Here is a 25,855-nt window from a genome sequence, read left to right as displayed (position 1 = left end):
GCTCCCCTGCTCCCCTGCTCCCCTGCACAGGCTTTGAAAGGTGTGGTGAGAAATCCGGGTTATCTCCCTTGTCTCCCTTATCTTCCTTGTCTCCCTTGTCCCTGCTGTTCATAATATTACCCACCAACATGAATCCCCGGTCGCCTGTGGGAATTTTTTTCAGCGCGACGTAGAACTTCACGGGTAACTACAGCAATGTCACCTTCACCAAACAAGATAAACCTTAGTAAGTACTGGATGGGATTTCCTTCTACCCAACCAAAGTAGGCGTGAGGTATTTTACCAGTTTGGTCACGAATATAAAGCAACAAAGCAGCGATCGCATTTGGAACTGCGGCACTTTCCGCCCGTAAAATTCGATAATCCCCAACTTTTACGCCTTTGACTCTAATCACATCAGTAAAATCTGACGCATCAGATACCAAAATCTCTAAAAACAGCACCGGATCTGTCGGCGGAATGTGGTTGTCTTCCCGTACCTCTTTTTCTTTTAATAAATATTCTTGTTCATTGCCTACATTTAAGCGATTAGCAATGATTCTAATTGCGCCTTGACTTTCTTCGGCAATAAATTCACGGGCATTTTCATCAACTTCTATTTGTTCTACTCGCAGTTCCGTTGAGCGCCAAACACGGGAAACCAGGGAAGTTACAATGATTGTACCAATGAAGAACGCCGCAATTTTAATCCCTTCTGGTCGCTCAATGATATTGACAATTGTTGTATAGATAAAGACCAGGGTAATCAAAGCAAAAACAATTCGCCCCTGTCTGGAATTGTGCCGGTGGGCTGATAAAGTCACAGCAAAGGCAGCAGAGCTAATTAATACCAACACACCTGTAGCATAAGCACCACCCTGCGCTTCGACATTAGCTTGGAAAATAATTGTAACTACAAAGGCAATGCTTGTATATACTAATACAAGTGGGCGATTCAATAACGCCCAACTCGGTGCCATTCCATAGCGTGGTAAGTAACGTGGCACAATATTTAGTAGTCCTGCCATTGCTGATGCCCCAGCAAACCACAGAATAGAAATAGTGCTTAAATCGTAAATTGTACCAAAGCCATTGCCTAAATAAAGATGTGCCAGATAAGCCAGGGCGCGTCCATTGGCTTTTCCGCCTGTGGCAAATTCTGCGGCTGGAATTAAAACTGTAGTGACAAGACTGCTGGTGAGCAAAAAGAAGCTCATAATTACCGCCGCAGCCGTTAGTAGCTTGCGGGTATTACGGATTCTGCCTCTGGGCATTTCTGGGGTATCGTTACTACCACCTTGAACTAAGGGCATCACGGTAACACCAGTTTCAAATCCAGATAAACCCAAAGCCAAGCGAGGAAATAACAAGACAGCCAAGCCGATGAGGACAAAGAAATTGTTATTTCGCGCGAAAAGTGCCGTTTGCCAATTGGCGATCGCACCTGGGTGAATTACTATCTGATATAAACCAATGCCAATTACAATCAAATTCAACAGCAGATAAACTGCCACTAAAAATACTGCAATCCCAATTGCTTCTTTAAAACCTCTCAAGAAAACTGCACCCAGTAAAGCAACTAATATGAGTGTAATAGCAATACCTTGACTGTGCAGCAGACTTGGTGTCAGGGGATTTTCGATGATATGGGCTGTGGCATCAGCCGCCGACAGAGTAATAGTAATAATAAAGTCGGTTGCCACAAAGCCAAGTAGACACAATACCAGTAATTTGCCTTGCCACCAAGACAATAAATGCTCCAACATCGCAATCGAACCTTCACCATGTGGGCTTTTAGCCGCAATGCGGCGGTAAATTGGCAATGCACCAAAAAGTGTCAATAAAACTAAAATGAAGGTAGCAATAGGAGAAAGCGCACCAGCCGCTAAGGCAGCAATTCCCGGTTGATAACCAAGGGTAGAAAAATAGTCTACACCCGTCAAGCACATAACCTGCCACCAAGGATGCTGGCGGTGTGCTTCTTCTTTATGGTAAGGCCCTTCCTTCTCTCGGCGGTTTTCTGCCAGTAGCCAACGCATAAACCGTCTATTGAGCCGTTTTGTTGAAAACATTGATTTAACCATCAAATTGAATTTTGTTACAAAAGTCGCGGGTTTGAGTTCCTGAAGTTTAGAAGTTTTATTCAAAATTTTGAACTACAAATACACTCAAGGACTAAAGAACAACAAGTTTTTACATTAGGAATTTCCAGAAATAAGTTAGCCAGATTAACTCAGATGCACAATCAAGAACAAGTAATCGTGGCTAATATTTTTACACAGTAATAAGACTCTAAAATCTTGAATTTGTCATCTAATCCAGCAACTCAACACTATATATAGAGTTAATGATTTTATTTTAATTTAAGTATTACCACTTATAGATTTTCTTTGTATGCGCTTATAATGGAGCCGATTTTAGAGACAATTAATACTACAAGCGTATTACTAACTAAAATCAGGAAAAACATTTTGCGCCTATGAATATTTAGGTATGGATATAAGGAGTATTCTATGCTGCGATCGCTCAAACAAACGCTGGCGTTAGTAGTTTTGTTAGCATTTTCGTGTCTTTTATGGTCTTCTCCGGCTCTAGCTGTAAGTTCCTCAGCAGGTCAATTCACCACTGCTGTTGATGCTTGTGAAGCCGTAAGCTCGATTAAAAAAGGCACAAACCCTGGTGATGTCAGATTACAGCCGGGACAAACTTATCAAATCGTTGATCAAAATAAGGATAACCCGACTCACTACCTGCTGGAAATTGCTGGTGCCAGCCCTTCTCAGCGTTGGGTTGCTATTAGTTGCGTTAGTTCTAATGGTGTATCTACTGATACCACAGGAAACATCCCTCCTGTAATTCCTGTAGCTGTGGGTAATGACTATTTACTAGCAGTAAGTTGGCAACCTGCTTTTTGTGAAAGCAAACCCGACAAAGCTGAGTGTAAAAATTTAGCACAACACCCAGACCGTCCCGAAGCTACTCACTTCGTTTTACATGGTTTGTGGCCTCAGCCAGCATCTAATATTTACTGTGGAGTCAGTCAAAGTGATATCAATTTTGATAAAACTAGTGATTGGTCAAAGTTGCCAGCTGTAGAGAAAGAACTTTCACCAGAAACTTGGACAAAGCTACAAGCAGTAATGCCAGGAACCGCTTCTAACTTGCAAAGACATGAATGGATTAAGCATGGTACTTGCTATCAAAGCACAGCAGAGGAATATTTCACTGAAGCCATTGCTTTGCTTGATGTCTTAAACAAATCACCAATTCAAGCATTAGTAGCGAGTAATATTGGTCGCCAACTTACTCTCAAGGAAATCGATCAAGCCTTGTCATCTCTTGTTGCTGATGCTGGAGATAAGACAGAGGTTAAATGCACCAATGCTGTATTAGGTGAACTGTGGCTTAACCTCAGAGGTGATATTACACCTAACACTTTAATTAGTGACTTGCTAATCAATAGCCCAAAAGCCAAGCAAGAAAAGTTTCAGGCTTGCTTAATTGATGATGCACGTAGTTAATTAAAGTCGTTGGGTTAAGTATAAAATAATGAGGCGATCGCAGCCAAATTTAGTAGGTGCGATCGCCTTATTATTTTAGTCTTGATTCAACTGACTATTACAGCGCCGTGATGTAACTCCATTGGGTAATGTTGTTTTGCATAAAATCACTGAATTACTGTTTTGTAAATCCTGATTAATTGCTGCTTTGGCAAGATTAGCATTACTAAGATTACTACTTCTGAGACTAGCCATTTTCAAATTTGAGGCTTCAAGATTAGCTCCTTGCAAATTAGCTCCACCTAAAGAGGCTATGCTGAGGTTTGCCCCTGTTAAATCGGCTCCTTGTAAATTTGCATTGCGTAAATCTGCCCACTCTAGATTGGCATAGCGTAGATTAGCATGACTGAGGTTTGTTCTTTGCAAATCTGCCGAACGCAAATCAACTTTTTCTAAATTAGCACCTGATAAATTTAACCCTGATAAGTCACAGCTAAGACATTTTCTGGTTGCTTGTAGCTTTTTCACTGGATTTTGCCAAATTAAATTATTATCTTGGCTCACTAATGAAGTGATTGTTAAACAACTGATAATCCAGATAAATCTCAACATAATAATCATATTCTCCAATCCAATAAAAGAACTTATAAAAATAGCTACAATAATTTATTTAGATTGGTAATCTAAGCAGTTAAAAGCTTTCTTTGTTAAAACCAGCGAAGGATTAACCACACATTTAATGTAAGGGTTTGCATCAAAGAAACGACAATGGTAACAAGGACATTTCGGAATTTGATTTACTCTGATTTTTTTAATTCTCTTTTGGACAATTAGACAAAGCTCTAAAACGATAAATACCAAAAATGCCAAAGCTGCAACTAAAAAAGCAGATGCTAAACACACTATTAAAAAAGACATGCTTTTATCTACACATTGTTATTTTTTTAGCTTCACATTACATTATTCAAAAATAGAGATTTAATTAAAATCACGAGAGTAATTACTAATGTAATGTGGTCGGGCTTCTAGCAAGCAGTTGCTGAGAGAATAGTAAACAGAATGGATTTTTTTGAGAGTAACTTTGAGTGCGGGAACCATCATTGGATTAAGTGCGATCGCTAGAATATAATCTCCAGCATAAATCTCTGGATTAGATTGTAGAGGAATGATTTGACCTGCCCTTAAAATACCGAGAAAAGTACATTGATCAGGTAAAGTAACCTTAGCTAAATGAATCCCACAGTAAATACTATTTGATTGAATGTAAACACCAAATAAACTAGGTTCGATAAAACTTTGATTTTCAAGCATAAAGTATTTTTAATTCTAGATATTATTCTGCATTTTTTTAAATCAAAAATCTAGATATAAGGATATATATTCCTGAAAATTAAACGTTATGAATAAAATAAACAGATGTTTAGTTATAACTAAACATCTGTTTATTTTATAATGACCTTGATGTAAGTATTTAAAATACAAAAGTCAGAAGCGATCGCAGTTGATGAATCATGGTTATAGACAATGAAAAGTTCTGTCTATTACAACCTTGATTCACCTCATTCTGGATTCTGACTTCTGACTGATAAATTCTTATGCAAATATGCAATCTTTAGCAATAAAATATTTAGGTAATTCCTACTAACATCAACCTAAATATTTAGGGTAAATCTGCACCAACACCCAATTCTTGCTTGCTGTATTGTAATTGTTGCCAAAGCTTAGTAATCTGTTCGTATGCTTCTTCTAAAGATAGCTTTCCACCTGTTTCTAATCCAGCTATGTAACCCACTTTTTGAGCAAATTCTTGTAGATTGCTATGAAAAACCAAATTTTCTGGTTTGACTTTTCCGTAGTAGCGAGTGCAAGGATAAAGAAAATTATTTTTCTCTGGCTGATGATATTCTGGCATATATTTAGACTAAAACTTCACCAAATCTCGAACCATTTCTGGATTTCAGTTTATTGTTTTTTACCCGAACTTGCGGTAGGTTCTTTTTATCTTTATACAAGTAACAGATTTCCACCAAAGTAGGCCAAATTTCTAAAGAAGCATGAAATTGACTAATTACATCATCCACAATACGGGAGACATTTTGTTGAAAGAAATCCGGCTCAAACCCATAAAATACTCTTGATAAGTTATTAGCAAATAATTGTAGAGACTGTTTTCTTTCTTCATTTTGAGTAGATTGCGATTCTTTGATCACTTGATGATAAATAGCAGAAATTTTTTCCAGAATTTCCTCAGAATCTAGTAAAGTCACTTCACCAGAATAGTCAAATTTGATACTCAAATCATCAAGATGATATAAGCTATCTTTAATTTTCTTTTTGAGTAGACTGCATATTTCTTCATTGAATATTTCACTAGCGAGTGGATTTCGCATGTAATTATTCCGAATATGGTTCTGAACAGCATCAACGTGAGCCGCGACAATACCTTCTTGCTGTATCCACAACCGATATATGTAATCTTCAAACCTTAATCGGGTTGGGAAAAATGGCGGTAAACCTAGCTGATTATCATATCCAGCTACGCCACAATCCATCCGCCAGTTTTTATTAGTAATCACAGGTCTAAAATTAGTCAAAATATAAAAATCATTCAGGTCATTGGGACTAATTTGATTTTCGTCATTGAGATACAGATGAACAAAATCAAGTGTATCAATATCATTAGTGCCAGTACGGAATGTCTGGGCAATTTTAACAACAGCATTATTAAAAACTGTTCCCTTTTGGACTAAAAGAGAGTTTTCAGTAAAGTAACCTTTTGTGGTGTTGGTTTCTAAATCCATTGCTGTATCAATCAAATATTCTCCCATCTCAAAGTTTTCGGGGACATGACTGACTTTTTTCCCTAGAACATCACCAAAAGCTGTGAGGATATCAAAAGATTTATGAATATAGCCATCTTTCTGTTCAGCTTTGATGAGTTTACCTCGACATATTTCATCATTTGATAAAGACTCTGGGCTAGTTTCAATCAGTGCATCTGGGCGCATATCATCATCGGCACTAACCATTAAATGTCCCAGGGTATACATGAGTGTAAAGTTACGATTTCCACCATAACTAGGCCGAAATAAATTTTTGACAAGCGATTCTAGTTTTTTATCGTGTAGTCTCTCGTTTAAAAAATTAATAAACTTTTCTTTTTCGTGGGGGCCGACATAAAAAACATCATTGACGGTTTTTGTTTGTTCAAGAAGGGGATAATATTTTTCGTAATTGGCAATACTGGAATCATCAAAAACGATCATTTTGACTGCGTGACCATTAGCCCAGAAATTTTCATCATATTTTTCAATAGTTTCGGCTACATCTCTGAGGCGGTGAGTAGGAATAACGAAGATAGTTTCTTTCTGTTTCATAAATATCTTTGCTTGACTAAATAGAGGTGCGATCGCAACATAAAATCAACTGCAAACAGTAACTTATACTAATTTGCTCAAACTAGCATTCATTTTATTAGCAATCTCTTGATTTCTTACCCGTCGAATACCACCCCGTTCTCGTTGCAGAAGTTTTGTTTCTGGGGTATCTGGGATTAAGTTAATATCTGCTAATCGGGAAAAGTATTGATATTTTATTCCTAGCATTAACCAGGAATAACTAGATATTATTACCATCCACGCAACAAAGCTCAAGCAGATAATTAACTTCATTTTTTCGGGTGTGAACAGGAAAAGTTTCGGGCAGAAAATCATAACTAACTTGCAGATTTTAACGCATCCAAAGCTAAATTTAATTGCAAAACATTAACTCCTGGTTCACCAAAAATCCCCAAAAAGCGACCATCGGTATTTTGAGCAATCAAAGTTTCTAACTGTTGGGGTTGTAGTCCTCGCGCTTTGGCTACACGGTTAACTTGTGCTTTGGCAGCTTCTGGGGTAATGTGGGGGTCGAGGCTAGAACCAGAAGTGTAAACTAAATCGGCAGTAGGTTGAATACCTGCTTTTTTTAACCGATTTAAATCACCTTCAACACGTTTGCTGGGGTCGGGATCATCTTTACCTTTGATACGTTCAATCAATGCTGAATTACTTGGTGCTAAATTACTCGCTCCAGAAACCCCAGTTTTTAATACTCCAGCATCATCTTTTTTCGGGTCAGCAGTACTGTAACTGGTGGTACTAGGACGACTATTAAAATATTTTTCAGAAGTGAAAGGTTGACCAATTAAACTAGAGCCAATTACTTGACCTTGGCTATTTTTAATCAGACTACCATTGACTTGAAATGGCAAAATAATCTGTCCAATACCAATCATCGCCAAGGGATAGATAATAGCGCCAATTACCCAAAGAACTAAAGTAGAACGAATGGCTCGGTTAACTTCGCGTGCAAAACTCATTAGAATTTCTCCGGGACAAACATAACAAAAAATAAATAAGTAGAAAGACCCAAAGTTACTAGCCCTAACAGACCTAATGACCAAGCTTGAACATGGGAAAAACTTTCTCCGGTGGCAGCATAAACAACAGGCGCAACCACGATGTTTAAACACATTCCCAAAAAGATATATAAAGGTAATCTTGGAATGCGGTAATCAGCCATAAAATCAATTATTTCTGTCAATATTTGAGGTAAACGAAAAGATTTCATACAACTATTCCACTCAAAAATATAGTGGTTCTTATGATGGTGATGTACAAGAAAGATGGAAGCAGATGGAAATAGATATAGCAATCCGTGTAGGAGTCGTGAAAAACATAGATATGGAAACGAACCGCAAAGGACGCAAAGGACACAAAGAAAGAGAATAAAAAGAAGAGAGAAAGTTTCACAAATGATTTATGATTGCTATAAATGGTCTCTCAACAGACGAGGAAATGCTATACATAAACATCACATTCCCTACTCTCCACTCCCTACTCCCTCTGATCAAGACAAAGGTAGGATGACATCAATTAATTTGATGGCAATAAAAGGTGCAACAATTCCACCCAAACCATAAATGAAAATGTTGCGTCTTAATAATTGATCTGCTGTCAGGGGACGGAATTTGACTCCCGTTAGTGCTAAAGGAATCAGTGCGGGAATAATCAGAGCGTTGTAAATTAGGGCTGAGATAATTGCAGATTGGGCGCTTTTCAATCCCATAATGTTGAGTGCGCCAATTCCCGCCGCCGCAAAGATAGTGGGAATAATGGCGAAATACTTAGCAATATCATTGGCAATAGAAAAAGTAGTTAACGCCCCACGGGTAATTAATAACTGTTTACCAATAGTTACCAAATCAATTAACTTGGTGGGGTCAGAATCTAAATCCACCATGTTGGCGGCTTCTTTTGCAGCTTGTGTCCCAGAGTTCATGGCTAAACCCACGTTGGCTTGAGCTAATGCGGGTGCATCATTAGTACCATCTCCAGTCATTGCTACTAACTTACCTTGAGATTGTTCGGCGCGAATTACACCAATTTTGTCTTCTGGTGTGGCTTCAGCGATAAAATCATCAACGCCTGCTTCTTGAGCAATCACACCAGCCGTAATGCGGTTATCACCTGTGAGCATAATTGTCTTGACACCCATCCGCCGGAGTTGGTCAAATCTTTCACGCAAACCGGGTTTGACAATATCTTTGAGATAGATAACCCCAAAAATTTGGTCATCTTGACAAACGGCTAAGGGTGTACCGCCTAACCGCGAAACTCGCTCATAAGCTGCATCAACATCACTAGCAATATGACCTCCACGAGAGCGAACAAAGCTTTTAATGGCATCTACCGCCCCTTTACGGACTTGCTTACCGTTGGGGAGATTTGTCCCACTCATCCGGGTTTTGGCAGAAAATTCTACACCTTCTGCTTGGTTGATATCGAAATCTACACCCACTCGATAAGTATCTGCCAGTTTGACAATTGATCTCCCTTCTGGTGTTTCATCAAATACACTGGCAGCATGGGCAACTCTGGCAACATCTTCAATGGTGTAACTGTTAACAGGGATAAACTCATCCGCCATCCGGTTGCCCAAGGTGATTGTACCTGTTTTATCTAGCACTAGGGTATTGATATCACCACAGGCTTCGACGGCACGTCCAGAGGTGGCAATCACGTTAAATTGCGCTACTCTATCCATCCCTGCAATGCCGATCGCACTGAGTAAACCACCGATGGTTGTTGGTATCAAAGCAACTAATAATGAAATCAAAATCGCCACACTCGCACCAGCCCGTAAGCTGTTACCGGCTTCCGCCCCAAATATGGTACTGATAAAGTTAGCAATAAAGTTAACAAAGGGCGGCATTGTTGCCACCACAATTAAAAAGACTTGGGTTAATACTGCTAACAATACTGTTAAGGCAATTTCGTTGGGTGTTTTGGTGCGTTCTGCGCCTTCCACCAAGGCAATCATGCGGTCAATAAAACCCTTACCAGGATCAGCAGTAATCCGAATTGTTAATTCATCAGAAAGCAAGCGCGTACCGCCTGTAACTGAACTGGCAATGTCTGTACCTGGTTGTTTGAGTACTGGGGCTGATTCTCCGGTGATGGCTGACTCATCTACAGAACCAAGACCTTGAATCACTTCGCCATCGGCGGGAATCATGTTATTAGCTACGACTTTGACTAAATCACCACGTCGCAGTTCTGTAGAATTAACTGTTTGAATTGAACCATCAGGAAGAATTTTACTCGCAACGGTATCAGAACGGGTGGAGCGCAAGGAATCAGCCTGGGCTTTACCGCGTCCTTCGGCTACGGCTTCGGCAAAGTTGGCAAAGACAACGGTGAAGAACAGAATAAGTGTAATTAAACCGTTTAATAAGCGTTGTTGATTAACATCTGCTTGAATTGTGCCGAATAAATTGGGGTCGAGGGTAACGAGAAAGGTAACAATTGTTCCTACCCAGACGATAAACATGACTGGGTTACGAACAGCTATTTTGGGGTGGAGTTTGACAAATGACTCTTTAATTGCTCTTTGGTAGAGTCCCCGCATATCTGATTTAGGGGTATGTTTGCGCGAGTCACGGGTTCCTTGAGGTAGACGAGGTGTTGTGTTGGTTTTCATAGAGAGAGTGAATGTTTTCACGCAGAGACGCAGAGGCGCGGAGAGTTTTTAGCCGATACCTTTGGCTATCCAGAAGGCTTCACCGATGGGGCCGAAGGCGAGGACGGGAAAGAATGTGAGTGCGCCGAGAATTAAAATTACGCCTGCGGTTACGCCTGTAAACAGTCCTGTGTCGGTGCGTAATGTGCCAACGGTGAAGGGGACTTGGGGTTTGCGAGACATACTATCGGCGAGTAAGAGTAAGCCGATGATGGGAATATAGCGTCCGGCGAGGAGGCTGAAGCAAGTGCTGAGGTTCCACCAGAGGGCGGTTGCTGTGGTTTTTGCGCCTGCTGCAATGGCGATGGGTGATGGTTGGGAGTCGCCTAAGCCTTCAAAGCCTGAACCGTTGTTAGCCGCAGCCGAAGCATATTCATAAAGGACTTGGGCAAAGCCATGAAAGCCAGGGTTGCTGATTCCTGCTAGTTGGTCGGGGAAGGCTAAAGCAATACCAGCAGGAATCATAATGGAGATGGGGTGAACTAGGAGAATCAAGAAACTCGCTAGTACTACCTCGCGCTTTTCGATTTTGCGTCCGAGAAATTCTGGTGTGCGTCCTACCATTAAGCCTGTGACGAATACTGCCAAGATGAGGTAGGCAAATAAATAAGCTGTACCTGTACCTTGTCCACCCCAAATGATTTGCAAAAACATATTGGAGAGGGTGACAAAACCACCGTTTGGCATAAAGGAGTCGTGTAAACTGTTGACTGCGCCGCACATGGTTCCGGTGGTACTGACGGCAAATAAGGCTGATTGCGCCCAGCCAAAGCGGACTTCTTTACCTTCGAGGTTGGGTTGGGTGCTACCCAACAGTGCGTTGACTGCGGGGTTGCCGTTATATTCACCAATGGCTGTGATGATAATAAATACGATGTAAATTACGCCCACCATCCCGTAGACTAACCAGGCTTGTTTGGTGTTATTGGCAAACAAGCCATAGGTATAAATTAACGATGTGGGAATTGATAACATCGCCACAATTTGAATTAAGTTAGAAAATCCGTTGGGATTTTCAAAGGGATGGGCTGAGTTGATGGCAAAAAAGCCGCCGCCGTTTTCTCCGAGTTGTTTGATGATTTCAAAATGGGCAACGGGGCCGAGAGCGATCGCCTGACTTACACTAGAATCTTCTAAGGTGGGGAATACAACTGGCCCTGCTAAGGTTTCGGGAACACCAGCCGCCATCAATGCAATTCCACCAACAATACAAATAGGTAATAAAATTCGCGTAATTGAGCGAATTAAATCTACATAAAAGTTACCTAATGGTCTACCTGTTAACCCACGAATAAAGGCAATTCCCACTGCTAAACCCGTGGCGGCTGAGGTAAACATGTGATAACCAAGCCCCCACATTTGACTGGCGTAACTCAAATATGTTTCACCAGAATAATGCTGTTGGTTAGTGTTAGTAATAAAAGAAATTGTTGTGTGTAGGGCTGTATCCCAAGTTGGTGCCGGGATTTTTGTTGGGTTAAAGGGTAGCCATCCTTGATTCATGAGAATAAAGAATATCAGCAAACCCATGACGATATTGCTGTAGAGAATGGCTCTGGCATATTGCCAGCCTGTCATTTCTGCTTTAGTCTGAACGCCAACTAAAGAGTAAAGTATGCGTTCAATTGGGTTTAAAATTGGGTCGAGAAATGTGCTGCGCTCTTGATAAACACGCGCCATATATCGCCCAAAAAATGGAGTTATGGCTACTACAATCAGTAGCGTTAGTCCAATTTGAATCCATCCTTGGAGCATAAATATTAATTATTTAGACAATTTGTAATTAATTGAATTAATTTAGATCATCGATTTTTTATGAGGGAAAAACAAGGGATGGAGGATATAAATTTATACTTATACAGCGTTTATTTTTTTCTATATCTAGCGTTTAGTTGGTTTCTAAACGCTGTTAATTTATGATAAACGAACCGCCAAGACGCAGAGAGCGCAGAGAAGATAAACTATTGTCATGAGGTATTAATCAAGAATATATATTGTAGTACTTACGCAAAATTAAGAAAAAACGAACCGCAAAGGACGCAAAGGACACGAAGTTATAAGAGTTTTAGAGAGTTATTGCGTTAGTACTATATTGAATATATCCATGCTCACAGTTGAGGGTACGGGAACAAGGAATTAACCGCCGATATCAGAGGATGAACGCTGATGAACGCAGATAAATTTGTAGCTCAAAAGAATAGTCAAGGCTATAAATTAGGCAGATTTATTATTATATTGTGTCTATTTGTTGGTGTGATGGTGATGGAGTTTAAAACACCAACAGAATATGTATTTGGATATCTTTATACAGGCGCAATTTTATTAACAAACTATTGGTTTGGCGGCAGGGCAACTTTTTTAGCAACTGTAGTGGCGGTGTGTTTGACGTTGTTGAATTTGGTTGTACCTGGAAATGAATTAGTGAAAGTCTCCACGGTCGCTAGTCGCTTAATTGCAGTGATGGCTTTGATTGTGACTGGTATTTTAAGCGATCGCCTGCGTCGTTCTCAAGAGGCGATCGCTCTCACTCGCGCCAAGTTAGAATCGCAAGCGGAATTGGTGAAGGTACGAGAAGATTTTGCTTCGACGCTGACTCATGATTTAAAAACACCGTTGTTAGGAGCAATTGAAACTATCAAAGCTTTTCAACAAGAAAAATTCGGCCCAGTTGTACCAATGCAGCAACAAGTTTTATCAACAATGGCACGCAGTCATCAAACTTCCTTACAATTGGTAGAAACGCTTTTAGATGTTTATCGCAACGATACCGAAGGTTTAAAACTGGACTTAGCACCAGTGGATTTAACTATCTTGGCAGAGGAGGCGGCTGGTGATTTGATGGAATTAGCGGCAAATCGTCGTGTTCATCTGTCGGTCGGTTATGGTGATTCTAATTGGCGACAATCATTGTGGGTGTATGGTGATGCGTTGCAACTGCATCGTGTGTTTAATAATCTGTTAGTCAATGCTATTAATCATTCCCGCCGTGGTGGGAAGGTGGAAGTTTTTTTAGAACCCCAAACTTCTTATCAAGTCGTGAAAATTTTAGATACGGGTGCGGGTATTCAACCAGAACAGTTTTCTCACTTATTTGAAAGATTTTATCAAGGACATAGCACCCGTCAAGCCAAAGGCTCAGGTTTAGGGCTTTATTTATCTCGGCAAATTATTGAAGCCCACGGGGGTATAATCTGGGCAGAAAACAAAGTGCCGACTGGTGCTGTGTTTGCTTTTAAACTACCTGTTTATCCACATCTTGCGCCTAGCGGCTGAAGTTACGGCTACCTCGAAGTCTTATCTATTCCCTTTACCTGTGTGAAATGTCTTCTACCCCCATCAAAATTTTGTTAGTTGAAGATGATGAGCTTTTTCGCTTAGGTTTGCAAGTACGGTTGCAGCAAGAACCTGGGTTAGAAATTATTGCTGAGACTGAAGATGGTGAAACAGCTATTGAGTTAGTCAAAGAACATCCTCTAGATATTGTGTTGTTAGATGTGGGTTTACCGGGAATTGGTGGAATTGAAACTTGTAGACAAATTAAGCAGCAAAATCCGGCATTGCCAATTTTAATTCTCACTTCCCACTCGCAAAAGTCTTTAATTTTCAAGTTAATTGAAGCAGGCGCTCAAGGTTATTGTCTTAAAGGCATTGCTGCGGAAAAATTAGTTTTAGCATTGCGTTCTGTGGCGGCTGGCGCTTCTTGGTGGGATGAAACTGCAACTAAAGAAATTCGTTCTTCTGTTTTGGCTGAACCATCACCCCAGACAGACAATATCTTAAAGCCTACCAATCCCCTAACTGGGCGCGAACAAGAAATTTTATCGCTGTTAGCAGCAGGTAAAACCAATCAAGAAATTGCAGCTGCACTATATATTGCACCAGGAACAGTGCGAGTGCATATTCATGCTATTTTACAAAAGTTAGAGGCGAGCGATCGCACTCAAGCTGTGATGATGGCTTTACAAAAAGGATTAATCAAAAGCGACATCATTGTGAATGATTAGCAAAATCCACAACGGAAGGTATTTGGTTATACTCAAAATGCTTTTATGAGATAGGAAGGAAAATCACAAACTCTGTCCCTTCACCTAGAACAGAATTGACTGTGATTTTACCACCGTGTTTTTCTTCGATAATTTGCTTTGCTATAGCTAATCCCAAGCCCGTACCTTTACCAACAGCTTTAGTAGTAAATAAATGGTCAAATATTTTGTGTTTTACTTCTTCACTCATCCCTTTACCATTATCAGCAATGGAGATTTTCACAGTTTTCTCTGCTATCGATGTGGTAATTATAATTTGATTAGGATGAGCTTGAATTGACTCAAAACTACGTCCGTGATTCGATTCATCTAATGCGTCGATAGCATTTGCCAAAATATTCATGAATACCTGATTTAATTGCCCAGGGAAACATTCAATTTGGGGTAAATTACCGTAGTTAGTGATTACTTCAATTGCGGGACGTTGTTCGTTAGCTTTGAGACGGTGTTTGAGAATCAAAATTGTACTATCAATGCCTTCATGAAGATTAAATGGCACTTTATAATCTCGATCAGCACGGGAGAAAGTACGTAGAGAGGTGCTAATGTTTTTCAATCTATCACAAGCTATTGTCATAGAATCGAGCATTTTAGGCAGGTCTTCTATGCTATATTCCAAGTCAATTTCTGCTTCGTGATCAAGAATTTCTGAACTCTTATCGGGTAAAGTTTCTTGATAGATTTTCAAGTGTTCGATAATATCAGCAAAGGTGGGTTTAGCTTGTTTGAGAGTTGCCGCAATAAATCCCAAAGGATTATTCATTTCATGGGCGACACCAGCGACTAAGTTACCCAAGGCAGACATTTTTTCACTTTGAACGATTTGTAATTGAGCTTGTTGCAAAGCCAATTCAGCTTGTTTGCGTTCGCTAATATCTAACATAATGCAATCCCAAACAAAACTTCCATCCACAAGTTTGCGGATGTAGCCTTCCGCCTGAACCCACTTGACAATTCCAGAAGGTGTCAAAATTCTACCTGACCATTGCCCAGAAGTCAGAGTTGTCATTGCGCCTCCTAGCGCCTGTTGGAAAGTCACAATATCTTCTGGATGAACTATATCAATGAGAGTCTTGACATTGGTATTGAATTGCTGGACTGGTATTTCCCATAATTTATAACAGCCTGCACTGATATAAGGTAAAGATTGTTCACCATTAGTAGACAAATGGACTTGATAAACAGCCCCAGGAAGATTATCTACCAAGTTATGAAAGCGAGAATTGCTGGCGCTCAATTCGTCAACCGATCGCTGTAATTGTTGGGCGGATTCCTGAGAACGTTGATAAAGTTGGGCATTTTCTATGGAAATGGCGGCTTGAGCGCAGATGAGGTTGAGTAGTTCGATGCGATCGCTTGTAAACGCCCCCGTCACTAAATTATTTTCTAGATATAAAATTCCCAGCAACTTCCCTTGATGTAAAATCGGGCTGCACAAAATACTCTGAGGCTGTTGACGAATAATATATGGATCGTTGGCTAAGGTGATATCTGCGGTTGCATCCAGCAGAATTATAGTTTGACTATTGCGCTTGACTTTGTAAATGAGTTTTAAGGGAATTTCCTGGCTATCCTCAACCGCCAGGTTTTGCAATACAACAGGCTCATTCCTCTGAGTAATTGAGCCAGCAATCAGCAGGCGCGAGTCTCGTAACAGCATTAACACACATTTATCAGCCCCAGCATTTTCAATGACGATGGAAAGCAACGATGACAGCAGTTTTTCCAGTTCAATTTTCCCGGAGATACTTTGAGATGCTTTGAGGATAGCTTTCAAATCTAGGGTATCGGAGACACTGCTGCTAGAACTAGAGGAACTGCTGGATGAGACACTCCCTAATGCGAGGATAGTTTCGTTAGTGGATAAGGAAAAACGGGTTTGCTGGAGGATGGGAGCAAGCAGTTGGGGATAGCGTCTTTCCAAGTCGGCAACTTTGGCTTTAGCTCCCCAGCGAGCATAGGCATAGTAAGCTTGGGTCATGTATTCCTGAGCAATATGCTGTTTACCCCAATTGAGATAAAACTTTGCTGCTAGTTCGTTAGCTAGTCCTTCTTCTTGGATATAGCCATTTTCTTTAGCTCCAGAAATAGCGCGATCATAATATTCAATTGCTTCCGCTTTATTGCCAAAAATCCGTTGTCGTTCTGCCTCAACTAAATACCATTTATGGAGATGATTCATGGGTGCAAAATGCGCCCACTGTTGCAACGTGGTTTGATGGGTTTCAACCAAGGCGAGAAATTCATCTAGTTCTGACTCTGGCTGTGTAGACAACAGTGCCAAATGCGTCAGGGCTGTATAGAAATGAAACATGGGAATAAAAATCATCCCTGATACTGCCATTAAATACTGTTTGGCTTGGGTGTTATATTCTAGGGCAGAGGTGTAGTTACCAAAAAAGTATGCCAGCATCAGTTTGTAAGTGTAAGCAATAGCGATCGCGGTGAGATCCTTGTCCTGATAGTGCTTAGGAATCATCACCGTTTCATCATAGGCGCTGCCAACTAAACAATCTGACAGAATCCGGGTTTCCTTCAAGTTATGTACAGTCTGCTGCATCATATCCAAATAAGTCAGGGCAGAATGTTGTTTTATCTGCACTAAGACAGCCCTGTAATCTGCTATTTCGGGTTCCCAAATATCCAGTTCTATCCCAGCAAAAAGTTTGGCAATAAAGTAATTGAGCGAGTTGTAGCCAGCGTTGAGAAAATCACCAGTTTCTATACCAGTTACATAGCCATCTTTCATCGTCAGCGTTGTTACCCTGAGAGATTCCCGATGATGTTGAACCCAGGCTGAAAACAGCAGTAGAACTTTAGATTTGAATTCCCCGACATTAAATTGATCGAGCAAGTTTATTGCTAATCGCCCAAAGCTATAGCCTGTTTTCACTTCTCCCAAAAAGGCACACAACACCATACCGTGAATCATATACCCCACAGTCGATCCTGGTGTATTCCCAAACTGGAGTGATAAACTTACCATCGTTGCACTCAGTATGGGCAGTAATCCCGGCATTGCCTGTAGAATCGGCGAAAATAATGTTCCTAAGAGTTGCATAGCTGCCTGAGTATGGCAATCGCTCATTACAGGTAGATTGACTAATTCTTCAATCTCTCTACCGCTTTGAAGGTTAGCTAGGGTTTCTAGGGCTTTGCTAATTTTGGCTTCGTCAGGTGCTGTGGGGAGTTCAACCCCCAATTGAGATAGGGCATCTCTTCCTACTGTAATGGCTTCTAATATCTTGCCCTGAGATGTCTGAGCGACGATTTGAATTTGGTATATTTTGATTTTGTCTAAAATTGTCTCAGCTTCTTTTAACGCCAGTGCTGCTATTTTCTCCATGCCATCAAAATCTGCATTCAAATAGGCAACTTCGGTAGCAGCAATATGGAGATTCATCGTCAATTCATACTGATCTTGCCAGCAGTTGACTGTCAGTAAATCAATCCCTGTTTGCAAATAGACTCTGGCTGCAACATAAGCTGTAGAATTTCTAGCTTTCTGCCCAGCTTTTAAGTTAAGTTGGGCTAGTGCTTCCCGTGCTTGCGGTTGGGTAATTAGCTCAATTCCTTGGTTTAAATGCCTGACAATATCAAACAGTTTTTCTTCCAGTTCTACTTCCGAGGAACTGTGCAGTAATAATTGTCCAATTTTCAGGTGAGTTGCAAGTTTTTGGTCATCGGGAATCAAGGAATAAGCTGCTTGTTGAATGCGATCGTGGAAAAATTTGTATGTAACAATCTCTTGATTTTCTGGTGTACTGACTAGAGTTTCTTGCCCAACATAAAACTTATAAATATTACCAATTGGTAAAATCAACCGTTCTTGTAATGCTTTCCATAAAGCAGCAGCAGTCTCAATTTGGGATTGTTCTGAAACAATAGCCAAAGTGGATAGATCGAATTGATTACCAATATAAGCAGCCAACTGCAATACATTTTGAGTTGCTTGTGGCAGTTTTTTCAATTGAAATGCCATAAAAGCCACAACGTCATCTGTAACTGCTTGAGTCCTCACCTGTATAATGTCACATTGCCAGCAGGCTAAATCAACATCAAATTTAATCAGTTCTTCTTGATGTAATGCTTTGAGAAATTGTGCGGTAAAAAATGGATTTCCCTGAGCTTTTTGATGTATCAATACTGAAAATTCCCATACCATTTCTTCTGGACATTTGAGGGTATCAGCAACTAGCTGATTGACTTGTGATTGACTGAGTGCTGCTAAAGTAACTGTGTTAATTGTTGCTTGTGTTTTCTGGATCTCACTCAAAGTCAACATTAATGGATGTGCTGGATAAACTTCATGATCACGGTACGCACCAATGATGAAAAGATGCCTGGTATCAGCCATTAATAGCTGCATCAACTTGAATGATGCCGAATCAGCCCATTGTAAATCATCTAAAAATATGACTAAAGGATGTTCTTTAGTTGTAAAGACTTGGGTGAATTTTTGAAATAATAAATTAAATCTATTTTCTGCGGCTGTTCCTGATAATTCTACTGCTGCTGGTTGTTTGCCAATAATTATTTCTAATTCGGGGATGACTTCAATAATTACTTGTCCATTTTCCCCAACAGCATCTAATATTTTATTTCTCCATTCCTGAATCTTTACATCGCTTTCAGTCAACAATTGCCCCATTAAATCGCGGAAGGCTTGCACAAAAGCACTGAAGGGAATATTCCGTTGAAATTGGTCATACTTACCTTTAATAAAGTAGCCGCGTTGCCTGACAATGGGTTTATGTACTTCTTTTACAACTGCTGTTTTCCCAATTCCCGAAAACCCAGCTACTAGTATCATTTCGGTTGCGCCAAGGCTAACTCTATCAAAGGCTTCTAAAAGGGTTTGAACTTCGGTTTCTCTGCCATAGAGTTTATCAGGGATGATGAAGCGATCGCACAAATCTCTTTGTCTAATCTCAAAGCTTTGGATTTCGCCAATTTCTTTTAGTTGATTTAGACAGTTTTCTAAATCAAATTTCAATCCCAACGCACTCTGATATCTATCTTCAGCATTTTTCGCCATCAGTTTACTGACGATTTCTGATATAACCAAGGGGATATCTGGATTAATTTCATGTATGAGTGTGGGAACTTTCGCAATATGAGAATGTACCAATTCCATCGCATCATGAGATTGGAATGGTAATTCTCCTGTTAATAGTTCATAGAAAGTCACACCCAGGGAATAAAAATCTGTGCGGTAGTCAATCCCGCGATTCATTCTCCCTGTTTGTTCAGGAGAGATATAAGCGAGTGTTCCTTCTAAAACATTCGGGTTAACTAGGGTTTGGGTTTCTCTGGGTAATAATGATGCAATACTAAAGTCAATTAATTTAACTTGTTTAGTTTCGGGGTTAATTAATATATTGCTGGGTTTGATATCTTTATGAATAATTCGCTTATGGTAGAGTAAGTCTAGGATATCGCAGAGTGCGATCGCTAAAACTAAAAACTCCTCAATAGATGCAACATTTTGATTTTTGGCAAAATAATCCTTGAGGGAAATTCCCCCAAAGTCTTCCATGACTAACATATAGCCATTATGTAAGGGTTCGAGGCTATATGTTTGGATAATCAGAGATGAATTGAGGTTTTTCCCAATAGTGTATTGATTGCGAAATAATAACAATTCGCTAAAGCTGGGATAGGGGTTTTTCAGCAGTTTGATAACTACTGGTGTTGAGTCGCTTTCTCTGACTGCGCGATAAACTAGTGTTCGGGAGCCATCATAGAGTTGTTCGCTGATGCGATATCCGGGAATCTTCACAAGAGTGTCAATCATAATCACTAAATCTTCAAAATGTCTTGATTTAGTATTCCCAAAGGATCAACTTTCCTCTATGATGACGTAAAAATTTACACTGGCAGTTGGATGATAAATTCTGTCCCTTCACCTAGAGCAGAATTGACTGTGATTTTACCGCCGTGTTTTTCTTCGATAATTTGCTTTGCTATAGCTAATCCCAAGCCCGTACCTTTACCGACTCCCTTAGTAGTAAATAAATGGTCAAAGATGCGATTTGTCACATCTGCACTTATACCTTTGCCGTTATCTTGAATATGGATATAAACTTGATTGGCAGTGACATAAGTACGGATCGTAATTTCTTGGGGATGGGTTTGTAATTCCGCAAATGTGCGAGTTTGCGCCATCTCATCAAACATATCAATGGCATTAGCCAAGATATTCATAAATACTTGGTTTAACTGTCCAGGAAAGCATTCAATTTCTGGGATATGGCCATATTCTTGTTGAATATTGATGGCGGGGCGCTGTTCATTGGCTTTTAGGCGGTATTTTAAAATCATTAATGTGCTATCCAAACCATCATGAATGTTAGCTATGACTTTATTGACTGTATCGGCACGGGAGAAGGTACGCAGACTGTTGCTAATAGATTTAATGCGTTCCGTTGCTTCTGTCATGGAATGCAGCAACTTGGGTAAATCTTCGATTAAAAATTCCAAGTCGATATTTTGGGCATTATTTTGAATTGGGGCAGCAGGTTCAGAATAATGTTGTTGATACAGTTCTAGATGTCCGATTAAATCTTGGGTGTATTCTTGGGCGTTACGGATACTACCGTAAAGAAAGCCAATGGGGTTATTAACTTCATGGGCAACCCCGGCGACTAAGTTACCCAAAGATGCCATTTTTTCATTTTGTACTATTTGGAGTTGGGATTGTTCCAACTGTTGGGCATATTCTTGGGCTTGGTGATAGAGGCGGGCATTTTCTAGGGAAATGGCAGCTTGAGTACACAAAAAGTTGAGAATCAAGATGCGATCGCTTGTAAACACCCCACTGCTAGACTGATTTTTTAAGTACAAAATCCCAATTAAATTGCCTTGATTGAGAATTGGTAAGCACAATACACTCTTTGGTTGGTGCAGAGTTAAATATTCACCAATGACAGGCAAATCAGTTTTGAGATTGTCAACTACTACGACTTCTTGGGTGTTTTTGACGTACTGTATCAGCTTGACTGGCAAATTAGGATTGTTCTCCAAAGGTTCCGCACAAAGTTTTGTGGTGTTGGTTGTGGCGATCGCTCTGACTTGCCAGATTCCCGCACGGTTGGGTAACATCAAGGCGCAGTGATCAGCACCAGAGTTTTGCAGAATAATTTGTGTTAATTGAGACAGCAAATCATCTAATTGAATGGTGCTGGAAAGACTTTGCGAGGCTTTGATAATAGCGGCAAAATCTAAGGCTAGATTCAAACTGGTGTTAGAAGAGGCAGTAGTGGCACTATGAAATGAGACATTAGAACTAGTCACAGCCGCCAGGGTTTCTAAGGGGTTGAGAGTTGCTGTAGCTGGCTGAAAAATCGGACGCAGTAAATTAGAGTAACGACTTTCTAAATCTTTGGTTTTGGCTTCTGCACCCCAATGGGCATAACCGTAGTAAGCTTCCTGCATATAAGTTGTGGCGATTTTTTCTTTACCCCAAGCGAGGTAAAACTTAGCAGCCAGTTCATAGGCGAGGGCTTGTTCTTGGAGGTAGCCGTTGGCTTGGGCGAGGGCGATCGCGCGATCGTACAAATCCCCGGCTTCATAATATTTGCCTAATACCCGATAAGTTTCTGCTTCTATTAGTTGAAACTTATGCAGATAATTCGCAGGGGCATGATCAGCCCATATCTGCATAGATTGTTGATTCTTGGCAACCTTCTCTAAATCTACAGTTGTTGTGAGAGTATCTGGGCTAGAATATTCTGACAATAAACTCAAAGATTGATAAAAGTTCTTCAGGGGAGTAATTAATAAACCCGCCGCCCCTTGTTCATATTCTTCAAATTTGCTGGCGTATTCTCTCGCGGTGTCAATATCACCAAACAAATAACAGAGTAAAAGTTTAGCAAGATAAACATAGCAAATACCGTTGACATTGCGACTTTGAATTAAGGCAGGTAAAGTCACAGTTTCATCAAAACTTGTACCAACCAGCGTCATCACATTTTCGGCTTTGCCACGCAGATTGACAACTGTTTGTCGCCAGGTATTTGCCCAAATTAACGAAGCTTCTTGCTTAATATCTTCAATGAGCAGACAATATTTATCGGCTTCTGCTTCGGCAATTTCTAGATGTTCACCTGTCCAAAATAAAAATTGGCAATAGCAGTTGGCACAATAACCAACATATTCTAAATCACCATATTCTAAACCACTGGTTAAACCAGATAAAAATACAGGTAATGTGGAACGTAAAGAATCTCGCCAATGTTTAATAAATAAAGCAAAAGTCAGATTTACTTTACTAGTTAATTCTTTGGCTTGCAATTGCTCTAAAATAGTAGTTGCCAGTTGCCCAAATTGATAGCCACGTTCAATTTCACCAGTCGCACATAAAAATAAGCCATATAAACTATAAGCGATGGCGGCTTGGGGAGAGTTACCACATCGAATGCAGATTTTCACCATTGTGAATATCTTTAAAGGTAACAATTGTGGTTTGGCTAAATAGACAGATGCAAATAAACCTACTAAGATTCGCATTGCTGCCAATTGATCAGGTGCTTGGAGAATTGGTAAATTTGCGAGAGATTCGATGGGGCGATCGCCTAAAATAATTTTGAGTTGTTGGTGTTCGGCAATCATCGTCTCAAAATCACAATCTTCTGGGAAATCAACGCCCAGTAAATTCAAAGCCTCCCTACCTGTATTGATAGCTTCTAGCAGTTGATTTTGGGCAGTGTAAGCTAAGATTTGAATTTCATAAACTTTGATTTTATCGAGTGGTTGACGCGCCGATAATAGGGTTTGATCAATGAAATATTTAGATTGGGCAAAATTAGTATTTAAATATTCTGATTCTGCTAAAGATTCATACATTTGCAGAGTCAGTGCATACTGATTTTGCCAGCAATTTTCGGTTAACAGTGTTAAACCAGTGTTTAAATAACTCACAGCCGCCGCGTAGGCGGTAGCTACTTTGGCTTTGTGTCCCGCCCGCAAGTTTAACTCGGCTAATTGTTCTCTTGGAGATAGTTCTGTAATTAATTCAATACCGATATTGAGTTGATTGACAATATCAAAAATTCGGTTGTCTAACTCTGATTCTAAGGTATTATTTAAAAGTAATGCCCCAATTTTGCGGTGAGTAGCTTGTTTTTGGCGGTCAGGAATGAGAGAATAAGCAGCTTGTTGGACGCGATCGTGTAAAAATTTATAAGTTAAGTTCTCAATTTTGTGAGTGTTTTGATTGGCTTGTTCGTGGCTGAGATAAAATTTATAAACTTCACTTTGGGGCAGAATTAATCCTTCTTGTAAAGCTTTCCACAAGGCTGTTGCCGCTTCCATTTGTAATTGTTCGGAAACAATTGCTAAGGTAGCTAAATCAAAAGAATTACCAATACAAGCAGCTAACTTGAGAACATTTTGAGTTTCATCAGGTAACTTTTGTAACTGCTGTGCCATAAACTCAACCACATCATCGGTGAGAGATAAGGCATTAATTTGAGCAATATCACATTCCCAATAGCCTTGTTCACGGTTAAATTTAATTTCTCCATCTTCGTGTAAGGCTTTGAGAAATTGGGTAATGAAAAAGGGATTACCTTTAGTTTTACGGATAATTAATTCTGTGAGAGGAAGCGATCGCTCAGTTGTACAATGCAGTGTATCGGCAATTAACTGATTGGTGTCACTCAAAGTCAAAGGCGCAAGGGTAATTGTATTTACAGTTCTACCAACTTGCTGGAGTTCTGCAACTGTTAAGATTAACGGGTGAGTTGGCGAAACTTCATTATCTCGATAAGCGCCCAACAATAACAGATAATTTTTATCTGCCATCAGCAGTTTAATTAATTGCAAAGATGCGGAATCTGCCCATTGCAAATCATCAATAAACATCACTAATGGATGTTCGGCGGTCGTAAAGACGGCAATAAATTTCTGAAATAATAAGTTAAATCTGTTTTGGGCGGCTGTTCCTGATAATTCTGGTGCAGGTGGTTGTTTACCAATGACTCTTTCGAGTTCTGGCATCACTTCAATTAAAACTTGTCCATTATCGCCCAAAGCCGCGAGAATCTGACTGCGCCATTGATTTAATTGGGTATCTGATTCTGATAATAACTGCCCAATCAAATCGCGCAAAGCTTGGACAAAAGCCAATAAGGGAATATTTCGGTTAAACTGATCAAATTTTCCTTTGATGAAGTAGCCTTGCTGGCGGGTGATGGGTTTATGCACTTCGTTGACGACGGCGGTTTTCCCAATTCCCGAAAATCCCGCAACCAGCATCATTTCAGATGTACCCTTGGCGACACGTTCAAAGGCTTGCAACAGGCTGATAACTTCGGCTTCACGTCCGTAGAGTTTTTCGGGGATGAGAAAGCGATCGCAAATATCCCGTTGTCCAATGGCAAAATTGGTAATTGTACCAGTATCTTGTAATTGCTGAGTGCAAGTTTCTAAATCATGCTTTAATCCCAAAGCACTTTGATATCTATCTTCGGCGTTTTTCGCCATTAATTTCAGCACAATATCTGCAATTACCTGGGGAATATCTATTTGATTACCCAAAATCAGAGTTTTGGCGATGTGACAATGCACTAACTCCATTGGATCATCGCAGATAAACGGTAAAGTCCCCGTCAACAGTTCATAGAAGGTCACACCCAAAGAATAAAAATCACTGCGGTAATCAATACCCCGGTTCATTCTCCCGGTTTGTTCTGGAGAAATATAAGCAAGTGTCCCTTCTAAAACATTGGGACTTTTGATTTCTTGAGTTTCTCGCGGTAATAAAGAAGCAATACTAAAGTCAATTAATTGTATCTGTTTGCTATGGGGATGAATCAGAATATTCGCAGGTTTGATATCCTTGTGGATTACACGGTGTTGATGTAAATCTTGGAGAATATTACTGAGTTGAATCGCGATCGCTAAAAATTCCGCTAAAGAAAGAGTCGTGGTTTTGATATATTCTCTTAGAGCGATCGCTCCCGTATCCGGCATCACTAATATATAACCATGCCCATAAGTTTCTAATGACAAGGGACGAATAACACCCGAAATTTGCAGATTTTTACTAATTGTGTATTGGTTCCGAAATTGCAATAACTCGTGAAAACTCGGATATTCGGAAGTGAGAAGTTTGATGACTACTGGCAGTTGATCAACTTGACGGATAGCACGATATACTATGGTTCTAGAACCTGCATACAATTGAGAACTAATTTGATATCCAGGAATGACGGGTGTCTGCAACTCAGTAGTCATTGATATATACCTCTAGTTTCTTTGGGT

Annotated in this window: 15 protein-coding genes; 3 read left to right on the top strand and 12 right to left on the bottom strand. The window is 40.1% G+C overall.

What is annotated here, in order from left to right; genetic code table 11:
* Positions 1-116 precede the first annotated feature (116 nt).
* Positions 117-2,063: an APC family permease gene (locus tag H6G79_RS14245; RefSeq protein WP_190589661.1), complete on the bottom strand. Its 1,947-nt coding sequence runs from the start codon at positions 2,061-2,063 to the stop codon at positions 117-119.
* A 429-nt stretch (positions 2,064-2,492) separates the two neighbouring features.
* Here H6G79_RS14245 and H6G79_RS14240 point away from each other — a divergent pair, with 429 nt between their 5' ends.
* Positions 2,493-3,500: a ribonuclease T2 family protein gene (locus H6G79_RS14240; RefSeq protein ID WP_190589662.1), complete on the top strand. Its 1,008-nt coding sequence runs from the start codon at positions 2,493-2,495 to the stop codon at positions 3,498-3,500.
* A gap of 75 nt (positions 3,501-3,575) precedes the next feature.
* On the opposite strand, the gene H6G79_RS14235 is transcribed toward H6G79_RS14240, so the two are convergent.
* The 9 genes from H6G79_RS14235 to kdpA all read right to left on the bottom strand — a co-directional run bounded on the left by H6G79_RS14235 (position 3,576) and on the right by kdpA (position 12,296).
* Positions 3,576-4,091 carry a pentapeptide repeat-containing protein gene (locus tag H6G79_RS14235; protein ID WP_190589663.1) on the bottom strand — a complete coding sequence of 172 codons (516 nt, stop codon included), beginning with the start codon at positions 4,089-4,091 and terminating at the stop codon, positions 3,576-3,578.
* 366 nt (positions 4,092-4,457) lie between these two features.
* The gene (locus H6G79_RS14230; RefSeq protein ID WP_190589664.1) at positions 4,458-4,790 is read right to left on the bottom strand and encodes a TrkA C-terminal domain-containing protein; all 333 of its coding nucleotides are present in this window, start codon (positions 4,788-4,790) and stop codon (positions 4,458-4,460) included.
* Positions 4,791-5,139: 349 nt separating this feature from the next.
* Positions 5,140-5,391, bottom strand: a complete 252-nt coding sequence (locus H6G79_RS14225; protein WP_190589665.1) for a hypothetical protein — start codon at positions 5,389-5,391, stop codon at positions 5,140-5,142.
* A gap of 4 nt (positions 5,392-5,395) precedes the next feature.
* Positions 5,396-6,856, bottom strand: a complete 1,461-nt coding sequence (locus H6G79_RS14220; RefSeq protein WP_190589666.1) for a hypothetical protein — start codon at positions 6,854-6,856, stop codon at positions 5,396-5,398.
* A 63-nt stretch (positions 6,857-6,919) separates the two neighbouring features.
* The gene (locus tag H6G79_RS14215) at positions 6,920-7,150 is read right to left on the bottom strand and encodes a hypothetical protein (protein WP_190589667.1); all 231 of its coding nucleotides are present in this window, start codon (positions 7,148-7,150) and stop codon (positions 6,920-6,922) included.
* Between the two features lie 44 nt (positions 7,151-7,194).
* A complete protein-coding gene (kdpC, locus tag H6G79_RS14210; protein WP_190589668.1) occupies positions 7,195-7,839 on the bottom strand; it encodes a K(+)-transporting ATPase subunit C in 645 nt (214 codons plus the stop codon).
* Complete coding sequence (locus H6G79_RS14205) at positions 7,839-8,042, bottom strand: potassium-transporting ATPase subunit F (protein WP_242048371.1); 204 nt, start codon at positions 8,040-8,042, stop codon at positions 7,839-7,841. Before H6G79_RS14205 ends, kdpC begins: the two co-directional genes overlap by 1 nt.
* A 327-nt stretch (positions 8,043-8,369) precedes the next feature.
* The gene (gene kdpB, locus H6G79_RS14200; RefSeq protein WP_190589670.1) at positions 8,370-10,502 is read right to left on the bottom strand and encodes a potassium-transporting ATPase subunit KdpB; all 2,133 of its coding nucleotides are present in this window, start codon (positions 10,500-10,502) and stop codon (positions 8,370-8,372) included.
* A 48-nt stretch (positions 10,503-10,550) separates the two neighbouring features.
* Positions 10,551-12,296 (bottom strand): potassium-transporting ATPase subunit KdpA, encoded by a 1,746-nt coding sequence (kdpA, locus tag H6G79_RS14195; RefSeq protein ID WP_190589671.1) that lies wholly within the window; start codon positions 12,294-12,296, stop codon positions 10,551-10,553.
* 411 nt (positions 12,297-12,707) lie between these two features.
* On the opposite strand from kdpA, the gene H6G79_RS14190 reads away from it, so the two are divergent.
* Positions 12,708-13,814 (top strand): sensor histidine kinase KdpD, encoded by a 1,107-nt coding sequence (locus tag H6G79_RS14190; protein ID WP_190589672.1) that lies wholly within the window; start codon positions 12,708-12,710, stop codon positions 13,812-13,814.
* A 47-nt stretch (positions 13,815-13,861) separates the two neighbouring features.
* Positions 13,862-14,545: a response regulator transcription factor gene (locus tag H6G79_RS14185; protein ID WP_190589673.1), complete on the top strand. Its 684-nt coding sequence runs from the start codon at positions 13,862-13,864 to the stop codon at positions 14,543-14,545.
* A 43-nt stretch (positions 14,546-14,588) separates the two neighbouring features.
* Here the strand turns inward: H6G79_RS14185 and H6G79_RS14180 are convergent, their stop codons facing one another.
* Together H6G79_RS14180 and H6G79_RS14175 are read right to left on the bottom strand one after the other, a co-directional pair.
* Positions 14,589-20,381 (bottom strand): ATP-binding sensor histidine kinase, encoded by a 5,793-nt coding sequence (locus H6G79_RS14180; protein WP_190589674.1) that lies wholly within the window; start codon positions 20,379-20,381, stop codon positions 14,589-14,591.
* A gap of 74 nt (positions 20,382-20,455) precedes the next feature.
* Positions 20,456-25,828, bottom strand: coding sequence for an ATP-binding sensor histidine kinase (locus H6G79_RS14175; RefSeq protein ID WP_190589675.1), 5,373 nt, complete (start codon positions 25,826-25,828; stop codon positions 20,456-20,458).
* Positions 25,829-25,855 lie beyond the last annotated feature (27 nt).

The organism is Anabaena sp. FACHB-83 (genome assembly GCF_014697485.1).
Taxonomy (GTDB): domain Bacteria; phylum Cyanobacteriota; class Cyanobacteriia; order Cyanobacteriales; family Nostocaceae; genus Nostoc_B.
The sequence above is the reverse complement of the archived record's forward strand: the minus strand, read 5'-3'. Positions and strand labels throughout refer to the sequence as shown.